This window comes from Brevundimonas sp. (assembly GCF_032107865.1).
Lineage (GTDB): Bacteria > Pseudomonadota > Alphaproteobacteria > Caulobacterales > Caulobacteraceae > Brevundimonas.
In genome coordinates, this window is the sequence record NZ_DAMCNG010000001.1 from 13,012 (window position 1) to 30,302 (window position 17,291).

The window sequence follows — 17,291 nt, forward strand, 5'->3', positions numbered from 1 at the left end:
AGAATGAGCTTAAGTCAGGCTTAAGCCGAGCTTCGCATCAATAGCCAATGAGATTGCTCGCTGTAGAAGACGATCCGGTGCTGGCGGATGGATTGCGCGTCGGCCTGGGGGCTTGCGGCTGGACCGTCGAGACGGTCGCCAGGGTCGAAGACGCCCTGGCCGCACTGGAAAGCTCGACCTTTGACGCGGTCGTTCTGGACCTGGGTCTGCCCGATGGCGACGGGTTGGAAATCCTGCGCTTCGTGCGGCATCGTGACATGGACGTGGGTGTGGTGATCCTGTCGGCGCGCGACGACAGCCGCGACCGAATCGCCGGTCTGGATACGGGAGCCGACGACTATGTCGGCAAGCCGTTTGATCTGGATGAACTGGCGGCGCGTCTGCGGGCGGTTCGTCGGCGCCTGCTGGGCCGTTCGCAACCGGCGCTGTCGCATGAAGGCGTGACGCTTGACCCCAAGTCGCGGCTGGCCTGGCGCGGGCAGGGCGACCTTCACCTGTCACGACGCGAGTTCGCCATCCTTGAGGCCCTGATGGAGCGCCCGTCCCACGTTCTGTCTCGCAGTCAGCTGGAGGAGCGGCTCTACGGCTGGCAGGAGGACATCGGCTCGAACGCCGTCGAGGTTCATATCCATCACCTGCGCGCCAAGCTGGGCGCCGACTTCATCCGCACCGTGCGCGGCCTGGGATACACCCTCCAATGATGTCCATTCGGATGCGGTTGTTCGCGATCCTCGCCCTGGTCACGGCGTTGGTGTGGGGCGGCGCGGTCGTCTGGGTCGAGTTTCAGACGCGCCATGAGGTGCAAAGGGTTCTGGATCGCCGCCTGATGGAATCGGCCCGTCTGGTGTCGTCCATGATGCGGCCGGGCAGTCTGTCTCCCGTCGCCAATGAAGACGTGGGCCGCCCGCTTACCGCCTATGAGCGGCAACTGGCTTGTCAGATCTGGTCGATGCAAGGCGAACTGATCGCGCGTTCGCGGAGCGCCCCGACAGAAATGCTGGCGGATGGCGAGGACGGCTTCTCAGAGCGCGTGCTCGATGGCGAGCGCTGGCGCGTCTATACCGTCCATATGCCTGAAAGCGGCTATCGCGTGATGGTCGGCGACAATCTGGCGATCCGCGAACACCTGGTCGGCAGCGTCGTCACCGGCCTGCTGGCGCCGGCGGTGCTGGGTTTGCTGGCGCTCGGCGTCCTGATCTGGTGGTCGGTGGGGGCGGGCCTGCGGCCGATCCAGCAGATGACCCGGACGCTCGCCAGTCGTCAGGCTGACGATCTGACGCCGATCGACGTGGCCCCGGGCGGCAAGGATCTGCAACCCTTCGCTTGGGCGCTGAACGATCTCATCTCGCGCGTCAGCGAAGCGCGCCGTCGAGAGACGGAGTTCACCGCGGCGGCGGCTCATGAACTTCGGACGCCGCTGGCCGGCCTTCGGGTTCAGGCTCAGATCGCGGCCGCCACGGACGATCCGGCCGTGCGCAAGCATGCGCTGGAGCAGATCCAGACCTCTGTTGACCGGACGGCGCGTCTGGTCACGGGGTTGCTGACGCTCGCCCGTGAGGACGAGGCGGCGGTGGACGACGCCGCCAAGCGATGGATCGATCTGCGCAGTCTGTTTCAGGCGACGGGCGCCGACGACCGCCTGCATCTGCCGCATGAAGAGTTTCAGCTTCACGTTCAGCCGGACCGCTTTGAGACGGTCGTCGCCAACCTGATGGCCAATGCGCGCGGCGCGGCGCGGGGACGGATCAATGTGTCGGTCGTCGGCGAAGGGGCTGACGCCGTTCTGGTGATCGAGGACGACGGCCCCGGCGTGGCCGCGGATGATCTGGAACGCCTGGGGCGACGCTTCTTCCGTACGGCGGAGGCTCCTGTCGGCGGCAGCGGTCTGGGCCTGTCCATCGTCCTGTCGACGATGAAGGCGCATGGCGGGACCGTGCGCTTTACACCTTCGGCGCTGGGCGGTTTGCGGGTCGAACTGCACGGCCTGCCGATCCAGCCGGCCTGATCGAAGGTTCAGGCGGGCATTTCGATTGCAGCCACGGCCTGCGCCGCCAGGCCTTCATTGCGGCCGACGAAGCCCATTTCCTCGCTGGTGGTCGCCTTCACGCTCACGGCGTCCAGCGGCAGTTTCAGCAGGTTCGCCAGCCGCTCGCGCATAGCCAGCCGGTGCGGTTTCACCTTGGGTTGCTCGCAGATCAGGGTCACATCGACATTGATGATGCGCCCGCCGCGCAGGGCCACCCGTTCGGCGGCGTAGACCAGGAAGCGGTCGGACGAAGCCCCCTTCCACTGCGGATCGCTGGGGGGGAAGTGGTCGCCAATGTCGCCGTCGGCGATGGCGCCTAGAATAGCGTCGGTCAGGGCGTGCAGGCCCGCATCGGCGTCCGAATGGCCGATCAGGGTCTGGTCATGCGGAATCTCGACCCCGCAGAGCCAGACCGACGAGCCCGGCCCCCAGCGATGGACGTCATAGCCCTGGCCGATGCGGGTGACGGTGCGGGCAGGCGACAGGGCCTCGGCCATGGCGAAATCCTCTGGATAGGTCAGCTTCATCAGGCGCGGATCGCCTGGGATCAATCGGACGCGACCGCCTGCACGCTCGACTACGGCGGCTTCGTCGGTGGCGGCTTCGTCAGCGGGCCAGGCGGCATAGGCGTCGCGAATGGTCTTGAGGCGGAAAGCCTGCGGGGTCTGGGCGCGCCACAGATTTTCGCGGTCCACAGCGCCGACGACCATGTCTCCATGCCCTTGGCGCAGGCTGTCGGCGACAGGTAGGGCAGGCAGGGCGCCGTCAGCGTCGGCCAGCCCCGACAGCAACCGTTCGATCACTTCGGCACTCAGGAAAGGACGGGCGGCGTCATGGATCAGGACCGGCTCGTTGTCGCCTCCGGTCAGCGCATCCAGTCCAGCGCAAACTGACTGGGCGCGTGTCGCGCCGCCGGAAACGGCGCGCCATCCAGTCAGGCCGGCCAAGACAGCTTCAGCTTCTTGCTTGGCGTTTGCGGAGATCACCAGGACGACTTCGCGGGCCCCGGCGTCCAGCAGAGCCTCGACCGACCAGCGCGCGACCGGCTTGCCGCCGACCCTACGCCACTGCTTGGCGCCGCCCGCTCGAGAACCCGAGCCGGCGGCCACGACGATCGCTGAGAATCCCATGCGGGTCTTCTAGGCGTCCCGGTTCCGCTTGACGAGAGGGGCGTTCATCGGTGCTAAGGAGCCTCATGACGAACGGGTTGCAGATTGGCGATGTGAAGATCGCGGGGCGGGTGCTGATGGCGCCCATGACCGGGATCACGGACCTGCCGTTTCGGGTGCTGGCCTCGCGGCTGGGCGCCGCCTATGTGGCGACGGAAATGGTGGCCTCGGCCGAACTGGCGCGTGGGCGACCCGATGTGGTTCGGCGCGCCGCCGTGGGCGGGGGGTTGCCTTTGACGGTGATCCAGCTGGTCGGCGGCGACCCGGCCGTCATGGCTGAAGGCGCGCGCATGGCCGAGGCGGCGGGCGCAGACCTCATCGACCTGAACTTCGGCTGTCCGGCCAAGGAAGTCACCGGCGCCGCCTGCGGTTCGGCTCTGATGCGCACGCCCGATCAGGCCGCGCGGATCATGGAGGCGGTCGTCGGCGCCGTCAGCCGCCCGGTCAGCGTCAAGATGCGGCTGGGCTGGGATGAGAACAGCCACAACGCCGCCGATCTGGCGCGTCGCGCCGAAGGGCTGGGCGTGGCCGCCGTCACCGTGCATGGCCGTACCCGTAAGCAATTCTATACAGGCGTTGCTGACTGGGACGCGGTCGCAGAGGTCAAGCAGGCGGTCGCCATTCCCGTTATCGTCAACGGGGACATCATCACGGCCGAACAGGCGCGCGAGGCCCTGAATCGTTCTGGCGCTGACGCCTTGATGCTGGGGCGCGGGGTCTATGGTCGGCCTTGGCTGGCGGCGCATCTGGAGCGCGCCCTGATCGACGGGACACAGCTTCAGGAGCCGGATCGCGAAGAGCGTCTGGCCATCGTCATCGAGCATCTGCGGGCGTCCGCTGCCTTCTACGGCCTGCCGCTGGGGCTGAAAATGTTCCGCAAGCATCTGGGCTGGTACATCGAACAGGCGCCGTGGCCTGCCGATCCGGGCGAGCGCCGTGCCGCCAAGGCCCGCCTGTGTCGCCTGGAGACGCCAGAAGAGGTCGAGGCCGCTCTGACCGACCTTTGGCTAGGTGTGACGCATTTGAGCAACTTCGATGTTGAAAACGAGCCACAGGTGTTCGAAGCTGTGGCCTGATGTCGGACACGCCCGTTTCCACGGCTGAGCAACAGACCTCAGAGCGCTCGCTCTGGGGGCGTTTGGCTGATGGTCGCGCACGGGCCTTGTTCGGCACCGCCTACGCCATCGCCTTTCTGATCACGGCCGCCGCCATTTGGCTCGTGGCGATCGCGCCTGGAGCGACGGCGGGCGGCGATGCGCGCACGGCGGCCAGTCAGGTCGTACTCTTCATTCTTCTGGCCAATCTGATCCTGATCGCGGGTCTGGCGGCAGTGATCGGCGGGCGGGTGCTGCGCCTGACGCGCAATCGGAATGATCCCGGCGCGCGCCTGCATCTGCGTTTCGTCACCCTTTTCTCGCTCGTCGCGGTCGTGCCGGCGGTGCTGATCGCCCTGGTGTTCGGCCTGCTGGTCAACCGGGGGGTGGATCAGTGGTTCAGCACAAACGTTCGTTCGGCGGTCGAGAACGGCGCCGAGATCGGCCGCGCCTATGTCGCCGACGTGGGCGCAGGGCTGGAGGTTGATCTGGAGACGATGGCGACTGAACTGGGCGGAGTGCGCGACCTGTTCGACAACCGGATCCAGTTCTCGCGCGCCCTGTCGCAGATCGGCGACTTCTTCGGCTATCCGGCGCTTTATATTCTGGATGAAGAGGGGCGCGTTCTCGCCAGCGGCGAACAGCCAGGCGCACCGCCCTATGTTGCGCCGCCGCGCGAGGCTTTCGAAACCGTGGCCGGCGGCGAAGTGGCGCCGACGACGGTGACAGAGAACCCGGACATGGTGCGGGCCCTCTATCCGTTGCCGGATTACGGTCACGCCTACCTCTACGTCGTGCGGCCGCTGGCGCCGGGTCTGATCCAGCGGATGCGCAACGGCGAGGAGTCCATCACTGCCTATCGCGCCGCCGAGGAAAGCCGGGCGCGCATTCAGGCGGCCTTTGCGCTTAGCTATCTGGAGACGGCCCTACTGGTGCTGGTGGGTGCGGTCTGGCTGGCCATGTCGGCGGCCAGTTCGATTTCTGCGCCGATCGGGCGGCTGGTGAAGGCGGCGGATCAGGTGGCTGGCGGCGATCTAGACGCGCGCGTCGACAACTCAGGGGCGCCGTCCGAGATCATCGTCCTGTCCGAGGCCTTCAATCGGATGACCGAGGACATCAAGACCCAGCAGGCAGCGTTGAAGACCGCGTCAGATGAGGCGCAGGGGCGCAGCCTGTTCATTGAAACCGTGCTGTCGGGCGTCAGCGCGGGCGTGATCGGCCTGGACCGTATGCGGCGCATCTCGGCCATCAACGACAGCGCCAGTCAGTTGCTGGGTCTCGACCCGGAGCAGGTGCAGGGCCTGCGTCTGGCCGAGGTTGCGCCGGAGCTGGGCGAACTTTCCGAGCGTGGCGAGGCGCACATCGAGGAAGACATCGATGTCAGCCGCGATGGCGAAGCCATGCGTCTGCGTGTCCGCATCGAGGGCGGGCAGGGCGGCGAGATGGTGCTGACCTTCGACGATATCACCCGTCTGGTCACGGCTCAGCGCAACGCGGCCTGGCGCGACGTGGCGCGGCGCATCGCCCATGAGATCAAGAACCCCCTGACGCCGATCCAGCTGTCGGCCGAACGCCTGCGTCGCCGCTATCGCGAGCGCGTCGGCGACGACGTCGAGGTGTTCGATCGCTGCACCGAGACCATCATCCGTCAGGTGGGCGATATCGGTCGAATGGTGGACGAGTTCTCGTCCTTCGCGCGTATGCCCGCGCCGCGTTTCTCGATGGAGAACCCGGCTGAAATGCTGCGCGAGGCGGTATTCGCCCAGCGCGTCGCCATGCCCGACATCGGGGTGGAGCTGGTTGAGCCGCTGCCCAGCGTCGTCCTGCAATGCGACGGCCGCATGGTGGGACAGGCTCTGGCCAATATCCTGAAGAATGCGGGCGAGGCCGTCGGCGCAAAGCGCGCGCGCGACCCCGTTGCTGAAGGGACGCTGGGCATCATCGCTAGGCTCGACATTGAAGATGGACGCGCGATCTTCACGATGGAAGACGACGGCGTCGGCCTGCCGGCCAAGGATCGAGATCGGCTGACTGAGCCTTATGTCACTACGCGCGAGAAGGGCACAGGCTTGGGCTTGGCCATCGTCAAGCGCATCTGCGAGGACCACGGCGGCGAGTTGCGGCTGGCTGACGCGGAAACACTGTCGGGCGCGCGCGTAAGCCTGATCTTCCCACTGACCCAGAACCATAAGTCCGCTCAACGCGCGTCCAGCGCGGCGAGCGCGGCGAGTTAAGCGAGGCGTCATGCGTAATACTGGTGCTGATATTCTGGTCGTTGACGACGAAGCGGACATCCGCGACCTGGTCTCTGGCCTGCTTGAGGACGAAGGCCATTCAGTCCGCACGGCGGCCAATTCGGACGAGGCTCTGGCCGCCATCCGGGCGCGCAAGCCCTCCTTGGCCGTCCTCGATATCTGGATGCAGGGCGGCGGTCTGGATGGGCTGGAACTGCTCGATGTCGTGCGCGAGCTGGATCAAGACCTGCCGGTCGTCATGATCTCGGGGCACGGCAATATCGAAACCGCCGTCAGCGCCCTGAAGCGTGGCGCTTATGATTTCATCGAAAAGCCGTTCAAGTCCGACCGGCTGGTCGTGGTGGTGGAGCGCGCCCTGGAGGCGGCGGCGCTGAAGCGTGAAAACCGGCGCCTGCGCGCCCAGACGCTGACGCCCAGCGGATTGATCGGCAAGTCCGTCGCCGCCCAGACCCTGCGCAGCACCATTTCCAAGGTCGCGCCGGCCAACAGCCGTATCCTGATCTCGGGGCCGCCGGGTTCTGGCAAGGAGTTGGCGGCGCGCCAGATTCACGAAGCGAGCCCGCGCACCAAGGCCGAGTTCGTGGCCATTTCCGCCGCCGGGATGGCGCCCGAACGTCTGGACGTTGAACTGTTCGGCGAAGAAGGCGTCGATGGCCGCCCGCGCAAGATCGGCGTCTTCGAGCAAGCTCATAACGGCACTCTGTTCCTGGATGACGTGGCCGACATGCCGCGCGAAAGCCAAAGCCGCATCCTGCGCGTTCTGGTCGAGCAACGCTTCCGGCGGGTTGGCGGCGAACAGGATGTTCAGGTCGATGTGCGCGTCATCAGCTCGACCTCGCGCGACCTTCGAGTAGAGATTGGCGAAGGCCGGTTCCGCGAAGACCTCTTCCACCGACTGAACGTGGTGCCGATCCGGGTGCCCCCTCTGTCTGAACGACGCGAGGACATCGCCGAACTGGTCGAGTATTTCGTCGACAGCCTGTCGGCGTCCCAAGGGCTGCCGCACCGCCGTATCGCCGACGACGCCCTGGCCGTGCTTCAGGTTCATCCTTGGCCAGGCAATGTGCGCCAGCTACGCAATAACGTCGAACGCCTGCTGATCCTGGCGACCGGCGGCCCGGACGAGCCGATCACGGCCGACATGCTGCCGCAGGAGGTGGCGTCGTCCGCCAGCCCGTCCTCTCTGGGCGCTGACCGCATCATCGCCCTGCCGTTGCGCGAGGCGCGTGAGGTGTTCGAGCGGGAATATCTTTCGGCGCAGATCATGCGGTTCGGTGGAAACATCTCGCGCACCGCGGCCTTCATCGGCATGGAAAGATCTGCGTTGCATCGCAAGCTTAAGTCGCTGGGCGTGTCGCCCGCACGCGGCGGAGACGAAGAAGGAGAGGGCGCCTGATGTCCAGGGTCGCCTACGTAAACGGCATCTATCAGCCGCACGGTCAGGCCGTGGTCCATATCGAGGATCGCGGGTTCCAGTTCGCCGACGGCGTCTATGAGGTCTGGTCGGTCTTCGACGGCAAGCTGGCCGATTATCAGGGCCATCTGAGCCGACTGGCTCGCAGTCTGACCGAGCTGCGGATCGACATTCCCATGTCGGCCGATTCCCTGGGCATCGTGCTGCGCGAGACGATCCGCCGGAACCGGGTGCGAAACGGCATCGTCTATATCCAGATCACGCGCGGCACGGCCCCGCGCGACCACGCCTTCCCACAGGACGTGGCGCGCAGCGTCATCATCACCGCCAAGTCGATTGACCTGAGGAAGGGCGAAGCTCTGGCCGCCAAGGGCGCCGCTGGCGTCACCCACCCGGACATGCGCTGGGGCCGCTGCGACATCAAGACGGTCGGCCTTCTGCCCAACGCCTTGGCCAAGCAAGCGGCGCGTGAGCGCGGCGCCTATGAGGCCATCTTGTTCGATGAAATGGGCATGGTGACCGAGGGCTCTTCGACCAACGCCTGGATCATCGACGAGAACGGGAAGCTGCGGACCCGCGACACCCAGGCCAACATCCTGCGCGGCATCACCCGCGCGGCGATCCTGAAGCTGGTCGAGGCCGAGGGTATCGAACTGGAAGAGCGCGCCTTCAGCGTCGAGGAAGCCAAGCGCGCGCGCGAGGTCTTCGTCACGGCGGCCAGTTCCTTTGTCATGCCGATCGTCTCTCTTGACGGAACCCGCATCGGCGACGGCAAGCCCGGCCCGGTGGCGACCCGCCTGCGCGAGATCTATCTGGAACAGGCGCGGCGCGACGCCGTCTAGTGGTGAGCATGTTTAAGAGCTTGTTCTCGCGTAAAGCTAGGGTAGAGGCCGACGCCGAGGTCGGGGCTGAGGGCGATGCTGATGTTCGTCCGCGCGATACCGATGCGGATTGGGAGGAGATTGGGCGCACCAATCCCTATTTCGGGGTGCTGGCTGATCCGCGCTTCAAGACCGAAAACCTCACCGAACAGGCGCGGACAGAGTTTTTCCAAACAGGAGAAGGCGACGTTCGAGGCCTGATGGAGCATTTTCGTCGGCGCTATCCTGATTTTGCGCCGACGTCCGCGCTTGATTTTGGCTGTGGCGTCGGTCGGGTGACTCGGGCGCTCGCCGCTGCCACGGGCGACGCCTTTGGTGTCGATATCGCCGAATCCATGCTGGCCGAGGCCCGGCGCACACCGGTCGTCGGAGCGGCGTTCGGCCAGGAGATGCCGGATCGCCTGTTCGACTGGGTTCTGTCGGTCATCGTTTTCCAGCATATCCCCCCAGAGCGCGGCTACGCCTTGTTGAAGGAACTGATGAAGCGCCTGGCTCCAGGCGGCTTCGTCACTCTGCAGTTCGCCTTGTACCGAGATCCGGCCCTGGCCGCCGCGCCTGGCGGGCGTGTGCTGATGAGCGAGGGGCTGCCGGTCATCACCAACGACGCCGCCTTGAACGCCCTACCCAAGGGCGAGATGGTGATGTTCGACTATGATCTCACGGTGATCGCGGCCATTCTGTTCTCGGCGGGAGTGGTGGATTTCGAGCTGACCCACACGGACCATGGCGGTTTTCACGGCGCCACCATTCAGGGACGTAGAGCGCCAGCGTAAACCCCGAACTCAAACGATTTCTGCAAAACCGTCTTCTGCTGTTGCGGCCGCGCTAGAGCCGCGTTTAAGGTCTTCTAGGCCGTACCGGCCTGCGCCGTTCTGCGGTGCGAAAAACCAAGAACAGGATCAACCTGCCATGTCGCAAGACAAACGACAGAACCTCCAGGACACCTTCCTGAACAGCGTCCGCAAGACGAAGACCCCGCTGACCATCTTCCTGGTCAACGGCGTCAAGCTTCAGGGCATCGTTACCTGGTTCGACAACTTCTGTGTGCTGCTGCGTCGCGATGGCCAATCGCAGCTGGTCTACAAGCACGCCATCTCGACCATCATGCCGTCCGCGCCCGTGCAACTGTACGAGCCCGACGCCGAAGAAGACTGATTGACCTCCAAACTCATTGACCACGCCGTCCCGCTGATCCGGGCCGTCGTCATCCACCCCGACCGCCGCGGCGACAATGCGCGCCACGCGACCGAACGCCTGGAAGAGGCCGTGGGCCTGGCCCAGGCGCTGGACCTCGACGTGCGGGCGCAGGAAATCGTGCGCCTGCGCTCCGTCACGCCCGCCACCCTGATTGGGCGGGGTAAGCTAGAAGAGATTTCGGCCCTGATCCTGGCCGCCGACGCCGAGGCGGTCGTCGTCGACGACCAACTGACGCCGGTGCAGCAGCGCAACCTGGAACGCTTCTGGGACATCAAGGTCATCGACCGTACCGGCCTGATCCTCGAGATCTTCGGCCGCCGCGCTCGCACGCGAGAAGGGCGATTGCAGGTCGAGCTGGCGCGACTGGAATACGAACGCTCTCGCCTGGTGCGCACCTGGACCCACCTGGAGCGCCAGCGCGGCGGTACGGGCGGCACGGGCGGCCCTGGCGAAACCCAGATCGAGTTGGATCGGCGGATGATCGCCGACCGCATCGTGCGGCTGAAGGCCGAGCTGGAAGAGGTGCGCCGCACGCGCGGCCTGCACCGCAAGGCGCGCAAGCAGGTTCCGTTCCCTTCGGTCGCCCTGGTCGGCTACACCAATGCGGGCAAGTCGACGCTGTTTAATCGGCTGACCGGCGCCGAGGTGATGGCCAAGGATCTGCTGTTCGCCACCCTGGACACGACCCAGCGCACCATTCGCCTGCCGCAGGGGCGTCCCGCCATCATCGCCGACACCGTGGGCTTCGTTTCCGACCTGCCGCACGAGCTGGTCGAGAGCTTCCGCGCCACGCTGGAGGAGGTCGGCGAGGCCGATCTGATCCTGCACGTGCGGGACATCGCCTCGCCTGACAGCGCCGCCCAGGCCAAGGACGTCGAAGCGGTGCTGGAACAGATACCCACGCCCGAAGGCAAGACGCGCCGCATCCTCGAGGTCTGGAACAAGATCGATCTGCTGGAGCCGGAAACGCGCGAGACCGTCGTCGGCCAGGCCGAACGCCTGTCGCGCGAGGGGCAGGCCGTGGCCGTGTCCGCCTGGACCGGCGAAGGGATCGAGGCGTTGCGCGAAACCATCGCGGGCCTGATCGATGATGATCCGGAGACGCATCTGACGGTCGAGCCGCATCGCGGCGACCTGCTGGCCTGGCTCTACGCCAACGGGCGGGTGACAGGGCGCGAGACGGACGCAGAAGGCCGGGTTCACCTGACGGTTCGCCTGCATCCCGCCGCGCTGGGGCGGCTTGAACGACTGTATCCGGACGTGATCGACTGATCCTGTCATGCACCTGATCGAGACCGTCCTCTTCCTGTTGCTGGCCGTGGTGCTGTCGGGATGGGTGGCTCGCATCACGCGCATCGCCCTGCCGCTGGTGCAGATCGCCCTCGGGGCGGGGGTCGTGCTGATCACGGGCCAGTCGGTCGACCTGAAGCCGGATGTCTTCTTCCTGCTGTTTCTGCCGCCGCTGTTGTTTGTGGACGGCTGGCGTATCCCCAAGGAGGCCTTGTTCCGGGACAAGGTGGTGATCCTGGAGCTGGCGCTTGGGCTGGTGGTTTTCACCGTTCTGGGCCTGGGCTTCCTGATCCACTGGATGATCCCGGCCATGCCGCTGGCCGTCGCCTTCGCCCTGGCGGCGATCCTGTCGCCGACGGACCCGATCGCCGTGCAGACCATCGCCGGGCGGGCGCCGATCCCCAAACGCCTGATGCATATCCTGGAAGGCGAGTCGCTGCTGAATGATGCAACCGGCCTGACCTGCATGCGGATCGCCGTGATCGCGGCGACGACCGGCGCCTTTTCCTTGTCCAGCGCCTTCGGAACGTTCGCCTGGCTGGCGGTGGCGGGCGTGGCCGTCGGCATCGCCGTCACCCTGGCCATCGGCTTGGTGAAAGCCTTCATCAGCCGCCGTTGGGGCGAGGACGTCGGCGGCCAGATCCTGATCAGCCTGCTGATGCCTTTTGCGGCCTATCTGGCGGCCGAAGCGATCCACGCCTCGGGCATTCTGGCGGCGGTGGCGGCCGGCGTGACCATGAGTTTCACCGAACGGCAGGGCTCGGCGCTGGCCGCGACGCGCATTCGCCGCGCCGTGGTGTGGGATACGGTGCAGTTCGTCGCCAACGGCCTGATCTTCGTCATCCTGGGCGAGCAGATGCCGTCCATCCTGGCGCGAGCGGCCGAGGTGATCCGCTCCACGGACCATGACGAGATCTGGTGGCTGGCCGTCTATGTCTTCGCCATTGTCGCGGCCCTGGCGATCCTGCGCTTCGTCTGGGTGTGGACGTCGTTGAAGCTGACCCTGTTCCGTCGCAAGGGCCGTAGCGCGCCGCCCAAGGTCGGACTGAGGCTGGTGGCCGTCATGTCGTTGGCCGGGGTGCGCGGGGCGATCACCCTGGCGGGCATCCTGACGCTGCCGTTTTACCTGAGCGACGGTTCGGCCTTGCCGGCGCGCAACCTGGCGATCTTCCTGGCGGCGGGCGTGATCATCGTCTCCCTGGTGCTGGCGACGGTGGCCCTACCGCGCCTGCTGAAGGGCGTGCAGCTTCCGCCCGAAGATGACCATCAGGCCCAAGAAAGCCGGTCCCGCGTCGCCGCCGCTTGGGCCGCGATCCGCGCGATCGAGGACGCTCAGCACGCCATGGCCGAGGGCAAGCTGGACCCTGACTTCTACGCCGAGACGGCGACGCGGGTGATGGAGGTCTATCGCCACCGCATCGACATGCGCGCCAGCATGGAGGCTGACGCCGTGGTTCAAGCCCGCCGCGCCGACGAGATCGAGCGCCGTCTCCGTCTGACCGGTCTTGTCGCTGAACGTGAGGAACTGGTCCGCCTGGGCCGTCAGCGGCTGATCGATGAAGAGACGGCGCGCAAGCTGATCCGCGAGATCGACTTGCAGGAATTGCGCTACGTCTAGGCGGCGTCAGCGATCCAGGCCGCCAGGTCAGCGTAGCTGTCGAATACCTGGTGGGCTCCGGCTTGAGCCAATCGTTGCGGGTGATCGCCGCGGATGTGGCCGCCCGCGCACAGGCCGACGACTGTCATGCCCGCCGCGGCTCCCGCCAGAACGCCTGTCGGGCTGTCTTCGATCACCAGGGTGCGTTCAGGCGCGGCCTTCATGGCGTCGGCGGCGTACAGAAACAGGTCGGGGTGCGGCTTGCCCCGGCTCACATGGACCGCAGCGCTGAAGATCGGTCCGGCGAAGACGTCATGGGCGCCGAAATGGCGAAGCCCCAGTTCGATCCAGTCGGGCGGGCTGGAGGAGGCGATGCAGCGCCGTTCGTCGCGTCCGGTCAGGAAGGCGTCGAAACCCGCCACCGCCGTCAGGTCACGCCGGGCGCGCTCGTGGCAACGGCGCGTCCATTCGTCTTGAACGCCGGGCGGGCAGGGCGCGCCCAGGCGTTCCGCAATGATCGGCTCGCAGTCCAGCCAGCGCTTGCCTAGATAGGTCGCCAGAGCGTCGTCCAGCGTGGTCGGCAGGCCGATCTCGCTGAGCAGTTCGGCCATCACCGCATTGTTCAACAGCTCACTGTCGGCGATGACCCCGTCGTAGTCGAAGATGATGAGGTCGAACGGACCTCGGTTCATGCCCGTTCGGCCGCTTTTGCGGCGTCCCATAGGGCGTCCATTTCAGGCAGATCGGACTGCTCCGGCGTGCGGCCGTCCTTCTTCAGCTCAGCCTCGATGAATGCGAAGCGGCGCACGAATTTGGCGTTGGCGGCGCGCAATGCGTCTTCCGGCTCGACCTCCAGCTTGCGGGCCAGGTTGGCGACGACGAACAGCAGGTCGCCCAGCTCCTCGCGCGCCTTTTCCTTGTCGCCGGCTGCGATCTCGACGCGCAGTTCCTCAACCTCTTCGGCCAGCTTGTCGAAGACCTCATCGGTCGAGGGCCAGTCGAAGCCGACGCGGCCAGCGCGCTTGGTCAACTTGGCCGCGCGGGTCAGGGCGGGCAGGCCGACCGGAACGTCGTCCAGCACGCCATGCTGTTCCTTGGCCTTGCGCTCGGCGGCCTTGATGTCTTCCCAGCGGGCCTTCTGGGCCGGGCCGGTGGCCTTGGCCGCCTCGTCGCCGAAGACGTGCGGGTGGCGCCGGATCAGCTTGTCGGCCATGGCCTCGGCCACGTCTTCCAGCTGGAAATGTCCCGCCTCTTCGGCCATGCGCGAGTGGAAGACGACCTGGAACAGCAGGTCGCCCAGTTCGACCCTTAACTCGTCCATGTCGCCGCGCTCGATGGCGTCGGCGACCTCATAGGCTTCCTCGATCGTATAGGGGGCGATGGTCTGGAAGGTCTGCTCCACGTCCCAGGGACAGCCGCCGTTCGGATCGCGCAGGCGAACCATGATGTCCTTCAGGCGGTCGACGGGATGGGTCATTCAGGCGGGTCCGGCGTCTCTTTGCGCCAGGGCGGCGCGGATTTCGTCATGCCGCTGCGGCGTCAGGGGATAGCCCTTCAGCACCCAGGCGGTGGCCGCCAATAGCAGGCCCGGCACGGCGATGAACAGGATCTGCAGGATCAGCAGCGAGAACTCGCTGTTCCCCTCCGGCCCCGGCAGCGCCTTGAACCCGACCAGCGGCAGGATGGCGTAGGGGATCAGCGCGAAGACGTGACCCATCTTGGTCGTGGCCGACAGGATGGAGAACATTAGGCCGGTGCGGTCCACGCCCGTCTCCAGCCGCACCTCGTCGCCCGCGTCCGCCATCATGGCGCGCAGCAGGAACAGGCCCGCCGCATAGGGCAGGCCGGCGATGAACATGGCGACCGCCGTCAGGGCGAAGTTGCCGCCGGGAACCAGGGTCGCGCCGACGTAGAAGACGGCGAAGATCAGGCTGGCCACGGCCAGGGCGCGATCCTTACCGATCTTGGTCGCCAGCCAGGCCCAGATGGGCGCCCCGACCAGACCGGCCATGAAGTAGATCAGCATGAACAGCGACGCCTGGGTGTGGTCGTAGCCCTTGATCTGGCCGAAGAAGAAGAATAGCAGCGACCCTGTGATGCCTGGCGCGATGCCCAGCAGCAGGTCGGCGATCAGCAGCTTGCGCACCGTCTTCATCTTGAACAGGGCCAGGTAGGCGCTCGGCCCGCCGTGCGGCGCGGCGCCGGCGTTGACCGGCTCGGGCACGGCGACCATGGCCAGGCCGATGGTCAGCGGCAGGGCGATGATGATGGCCCAGCCCATAATCCGCACGCCGTCGGCGTAGTCGCCGATACCCGTCTTCACCACGATGGTCGGCAGGATCAGGATCAGGATCACGCCGATGATGTTGAACACCTGCCACCAGCCATAGACCCGGCTGCGCTGGTCATACTGCGGCGCCAGGACGGCGGCCCAACCCAGTTGGCCCAGCGTTCCCATCGAAAAGCCGAGGTAGAGCACCAGCAACCAGGCGAACAGATAGATCGGCCCCGCGCCCGGCTGGACCGTCACGAACATCATCAGCGCCGCCAGCATCAGGATCGGCGTCGCCACGGCCATCCACGGGCGATAGCGGCCCAGGCGCGTCCGCGTCTTGTCCATGCCCCAGCCGATGAAGGGGTCGAACACGATGTCGATCAGCCGCACCGCCATGAAGACAGCGGCCACCATGCCCATCTCGATGCCGACATGGGTGGCGTAGAATTCCGGCAGAGTGACGGGCAGAGCCACGCCGAAGGCCGCCAGCGGCAGGCACGGGCCTGAAAAGGCGGCCAGGATGGCGTTGGACCGGCGCGGCGCGTCGGGCGCGGCGATGGCGGACGAAGGCGCGGCGGTTGCGGTCATGCGGTCACGGCCCGATCGCGGCGCGAGTCGGCCGCAACCGTCACCATGCAGGTTTTCGGAGCAGGCGCGAAGACCGGCGGAAGGGGTTGCGGCGACTCTTATCCTGAGGCCTGCTGCGCTTATGTGGAAAGCGTCCGCCTCTCTCTTCGTCGCCCTGACCGCCGCCGCCTTCGCCGGACAGGCGCGCGCCGAGGCGCCGGAACCGGTTCCGACAGCCCAGATCTGCGATCGCGCGCCAGGCGCGTGGGACGATACAGCCGAGGCGAACGCCATATCGCTCTACGCCTTGGAGTGGACGCCGTTCGGGCCTTCGGAACTGGGTTGGGAAGCCTATGTGCCGCTGATGCAGCAAGAGGTCGGTTCGCCCTGCGATCCGACGTCGGCGGGTTTCGCCGAGGCCCTGGCGGCGTTTCAGGGACGGTATGGGCTGACGGCCAGCGGACGGTTCGACCAGGCGACCTTCCAGGTGCTGCGCGGCCTGTGGCAGGAACGGAGGCCCTTCGTCATGGCGCGGGTGAGGGGGGAATGTCCCGATCCGCCGCCCGTCGGCGACCTGGCCTATCTGACCACAGGCGAGGAACACGCCGAGCGCCTGACGCGCCTGCTGCGCCGCGATGTGCTGGACGCCTATCGCGCCATGGCGGCGGCCGCTCGCGCTGAGGTTCCTGAGATCGCCGCCGAACCGGAACTGCTGCGTGTCTTTTCCTCTTTCCGCGATCCCGAAGCGGATGCGGCGCGATGTGCGCGCGACGGCAATTGCGACGGCCTGAGGCGCGCCGTCTGTTCACCGCACAGGACGGGCACGGCGGTTGATCTGTATGTCGGCCACCTGCAAGGCATGGGGGTTGATTCCACCGACGTTCACAGCCGTCGCCATATGAGCCAGACCCCGACCTATCGCTGGCTGGTCAAGAACGCCGGGCGGTTCGGCTTCGTCCCCTACGTCTATGAGCCCTGGCACTGGGAATGGGTCGGGCGATGATCCGACCGCTGGCGCATGGCGAGGCGGCGCTGGCGCGCGAGGTGTTCGGGCGCGACCTGCGGCTGGACGACATCCGTTTCCTCGGCTCGCCCTGGCCGTTCGACCGCGCCTTCGTGCCGGGGCGCTGGTTCGGGCGCGACTGGATCGTCTGGCCCAAGGCGGCCCTGGCTCCGGATTTGTCGCAGGCGTCGCTGCGCACCCAGGCGGTCTTCATTCACGAACTGGTTCACGTCTGGCAGGCGCAGAACGGCGTCAACCTGTTGACTGGAAAACTGAAAGCGGGCGACGGACCGGGCGCCTACGCCTATCCGGTAGACGATCGCTGCGAGTGGATCGGTCTGAATATCGAGCAGCAGGCCATGGTGGTCGAACACCGCTTCCTTCAGTCGCGCGGCGCGCGCGTTCCGGCCGATCCCGCCTTCTATGCACGGGTCTGTCCCATCGGCTTGTCGGATTTTTGAGAGAAGGGACTTGCGGCGGCGCAGCATGACGCTAAATCAGACACTGATGCAGTTACTGTATG

At 66.4% G+C, this 17,291-nt stretch carries 16 protein-coding genes; 12 read left to right on the forward strand and 4 right to left on the reverse strand.

Going from position 1 to position 17,291, the window contains the following annotated elements; genetic code table 11:
- Window positions 1-47 precede the first annotated feature (47 nt).
- Window positions 48-701, forward strand: a complete 654-nt coding sequence (locus RT567_RS00080; protein WP_313573437.1) for a response regulator transcription factor — start codon at window positions 48-50, stop codon at window positions 699-701.
- Window positions 702-712: 11 nt separating this feature from the next.
- Complete coding sequence (locus RT567_RS00085) at window positions 713-2,005, forward strand: ATP-binding protein (RefSeq protein ID WP_313573439.1); 1,293 nt, start codon at window positions 713-715, stop codon at window positions 2,003-2,005.
- 8 nt (window positions 2,006-2,013) lie between these two features.
- Here the strand turns inward: RT567_RS00085 and RT567_RS00090 are convergent, their stop codons facing one another.
- Window positions 2,014-3,156 carry a bifunctional 2-C-methyl-D-erythritol 4-phosphate cytidylyltransferase/2-C-methyl-D-erythritol 2,4-cyclodiphosphate synthase gene (locus tag RT567_RS00090; protein WP_313573441.1) on the reverse strand — a complete coding sequence of 381 codons (1,143 nt, stop codon included), beginning with the start codon at window positions 3,154-3,156 and terminating at the stop codon, window positions 2,014-2,016.
- A gap of 65 nt (window positions 3,157-3,221) precedes the next feature.
- Between RT567_RS00090 and dusB the strand changes: the two genes are divergently transcribed.
- From dusB to RT567_RS00130, 8 genes are all read left to right on the forward strand, one after another.
- Window positions 3,222-4,271: a tRNA dihydrouridine synthase DusB gene (dusB, locus tag RT567_RS00095; RefSeq protein WP_313573443.1), complete on the forward strand. Its 1,050-nt coding sequence runs from the start codon at window positions 3,222-3,224 to the stop codon at window positions 4,269-4,271.
- The gene (locus RT567_RS00100; RefSeq protein WP_409516128.1) at window positions 4,271-6,523 is read left to right on the forward strand and encodes an ATP-binding protein; all 2,253 of its coding nucleotides are present in this window, start codon (window positions 4,271-4,273) and stop codon (window positions 6,521-6,523) included. Before dusB ends, RT567_RS00100 begins: the two co-directional genes overlap by 1 nt.
- Window positions 6,524-6,533: 10 nt before the next feature.
- The gene (locus RT567_RS00105) at window positions 6,534-7,940 is read left to right on the forward strand and encodes a sigma-54 dependent transcriptional regulator (RefSeq protein WP_313573447.1); all 1,407 of its coding nucleotides are present in this window, start codon (window positions 6,534-6,536) and stop codon (window positions 7,938-7,940) included.
- Window positions 7,940-8,800, forward strand: coding sequence for a D-amino-acid transaminase (locus tag RT567_RS00110; protein WP_313573449.1), 861 nt, complete (start codon window positions 7,940-7,942; stop codon window positions 8,798-8,800). The genes RT567_RS00105 and RT567_RS00110 overlap by 1 nt, the downstream gene beginning before the upstream one ends.
- A gap of 8 nt (window positions 8,801-8,808) precedes the next feature.
- A complete protein-coding gene (locus tag RT567_RS00115; protein WP_313573451.1) occupies window positions 8,809-9,612 on the forward strand; it encodes a class I SAM-dependent methyltransferase in 804 nt (267 codons plus the stop codon).
- Between the two features lie 136 nt (window positions 9,613-9,748).
- Window positions 9,749-9,994: an RNA chaperone Hfq gene (hfq, locus tag RT567_RS00120; RefSeq protein ID WP_003164861.1), complete on the forward strand. Its 246-nt coding sequence runs from the start codon at window positions 9,749-9,751 to the stop codon at window positions 9,992-9,994.
- Complete coding sequence (hflX, locus tag RT567_RS00125; RefSeq protein WP_313573453.1) at window positions 9,995-11,308, forward strand: GTPase HflX; 1,314 nt, start codon at window positions 9,995-9,997, stop codon at window positions 11,306-11,308.
- A 7-nt stretch (window positions 11,309-11,315) separates the two neighbouring features.
- Window positions 11,316-12,944, forward strand: a complete 1,629-nt coding sequence (locus tag RT567_RS00130) for a Na+/H+ antiporter (RefSeq protein WP_313573454.1) — start codon at window positions 11,316-11,318, stop codon at window positions 12,942-12,944.
- Here the strand turns inward: RT567_RS00130 and RT567_RS00135 are convergent.
- From RT567_RS00135 to RT567_RS00145, 3 genes are read right to left on the reverse strand one after another with little or no spacing between them, the layout of a single operon-like run.
- Entirely contained in the window at window positions 12,941-13,615 is a 675-nt protein-coding gene (locus tag RT567_RS00135) for an HAD-IA family hydrolase (protein WP_313573456.1), read from the reverse strand. The two genes, RT567_RS00130 and RT567_RS00135, sit on opposite strands and share 4 nt — an antisense overlap.
- Window positions 13,612-14,400 (reverse strand): nucleoside triphosphate pyrophosphohydrolase, encoded by a 789-nt coding sequence (gene mazG, locus RT567_RS00140; RefSeq protein ID WP_313573458.1) that lies wholly within the window; start codon window positions 14,398-14,400, stop codon window positions 13,612-13,614. Before mazG ends, RT567_RS00135 begins: the two co-directional genes overlap by 4 nt.
- Window positions 14,401-15,786, reverse strand: coding sequence for an MFS transporter (locus tag RT567_RS00145; protein ID WP_313573460.1), 1,386 nt, complete (start codon window positions 15,784-15,786; stop codon window positions 14,401-14,403). It abuts the gene before it with no gap.
- 121 nt (window positions 15,787-15,907) lie between these two features.
- Between RT567_RS00145 and RT567_RS00150 the strand changes: the two genes are divergently transcribed.
- Window positions 15,908-16,768: a M15 family metallopeptidase gene (locus RT567_RS00150; RefSeq protein ID WP_313573462.1), complete on the forward strand. Its 861-nt coding sequence runs from the start codon at window positions 15,908-15,910 to the stop codon at window positions 16,766-16,768.
- Window positions 16,765-17,229: a hypothetical protein gene (locus tag RT567_RS00155; RefSeq protein ID WP_313573464.1), complete on the forward strand. Its 465-nt coding sequence runs from the start codon at window positions 16,765-16,767 to the stop codon at window positions 17,227-17,229. The genes RT567_RS00150 and RT567_RS00155 overlap by 4 nt, the downstream gene beginning before the upstream one ends.
- Window positions 17,230-17,291: the final 62 nt, after the last annotated feature.